The sequence below is a fragment of the Streptomyces sp. NPDC007189 genome (assembly GCF_040703635.1).
GTDB lineage: Bacteria > Actinomycetota > Actinomycetes > Streptomycetales > Streptomycetaceae > Streptomyces.
Map to the genome: position 1 here is coordinate 1 of NZ_JBEYEY010000073.1, position 1,100 is coordinate 1,100.

Sequence of the window (1,100 nt, forward strand, 5' to 3'; positions counted from 1 at the left end):
CCGCTTCACAGGATCACAGGAGTGTGTCGACGTGCAGCCCATGCGGCTAAGGAGAGCAATCGCGCGCTTCGCCGACAACCGGTCCACCCTGGTGCCATGATGCACTGCGGCAGACAGCGCCGCGAAACGCTCCAGTCGCAAACTCACGTGTGCCGGCTCTGCTCTGCGGTGACCAATCTGGTCGAACACTACCTGCCGCGCGAGGGCGACACCGTGCCGCGAATCGACTTGCGTCTGGCCTGATCAGCCGCGTTCCGGCGGGTTTGCATCTCGGCCTCCAGGGCACGCTCCAGGACCAGCTTCACCAGCCCCTTGAGCAGTCCGTTCTGCCCAACCAGGTTGAGCACCTCACTGCGGACCTGATTCACCAGTTACTCGGCCAGCTCCCGGTCCAGCTCGGTCAGCCTCGTCACCTTGTCCCCATGCCTGCGATGTTCGAGGTCTCGCGGGTCCATTCGTCCTTGCTGCCTATCCGTAATCCTTCCCCCGCAGAGACGACACCTCATGCCAGACCGGTTACACCAGGCTTAGGCGAACTTTCGGACAGTCCCCCGCCCAGGCTCAGATGCCGCAGTGGCGGGGCATGTTGAGGCCGGGGAGTTGGCGTTTCCAGTCGACAAGGTTGATGTTCGTGGTCAGAGTGCAGGCGTGGGCGGCGACTGTCCGAGGGTCAAGGATCCAGCGCCGGATGGCGCCGTCTTGAGCGGCGCTGATTGGGTTGATCGTTGCCGTCGTGGAAGGCGAGCGCCTGGATGCTGCCGGTGTTGCCGGTGATGGTGGCGGTCAGGGTGCCTTGGCGGGGGTCCCAGAGCCGGATGGTGCTGTCGTCGCTGCCGGTAGCCAGCAGCTGTCCGTTGCCGCTGAAGGCCAGGGCTCTGACCGGCTGTTCGAGTCCTGCGAGGAGGTGGGGCTGGCCTGTTGGGAGCCGGTTGTCGGTGGTAAGGCTCCGCAGGCGGGTGATGCCGTCGTCGGCGGCGTCCGCCAGGCATCGGCCGTCCGGGCTGAATGAGCTGTCCTGGGTTTCGTAGAGTGCGGTGGTCTTGTTTCAGGCGGGCTGCTGGGTGGCTTCCTGTTGTTGCCACCAGCCGCGTTCGTACTCG

2 protein-coding genes are annotated in these 1,100 nt (G+C 65.1%); both read right to left on the reverse strand.

From position 1 onward, the window contains the following. Window positions 1–188: 188 nt before the first annotated feature. Complete coding sequence (locus tag AB0950_RS40405) at window positions 189–368, reverse strand: hypothetical protein (RefSeq protein ID WP_366780816.1); 180 nt, start codon at window positions 366–368, stop codon at window positions 189–191. Window positions 369–670: 302 nt separating this feature from the next. Further along, window positions 671–985, reverse strand: a complete 315-nt coding sequence (locus tag AB0950_RS40410) for a hypothetical protein (RefSeq protein WP_366780817.1) — start codon at window positions 983–985, stop codon at window positions 671–673. Window positions 986–1,100 lie beyond the last annotated feature (115 nt).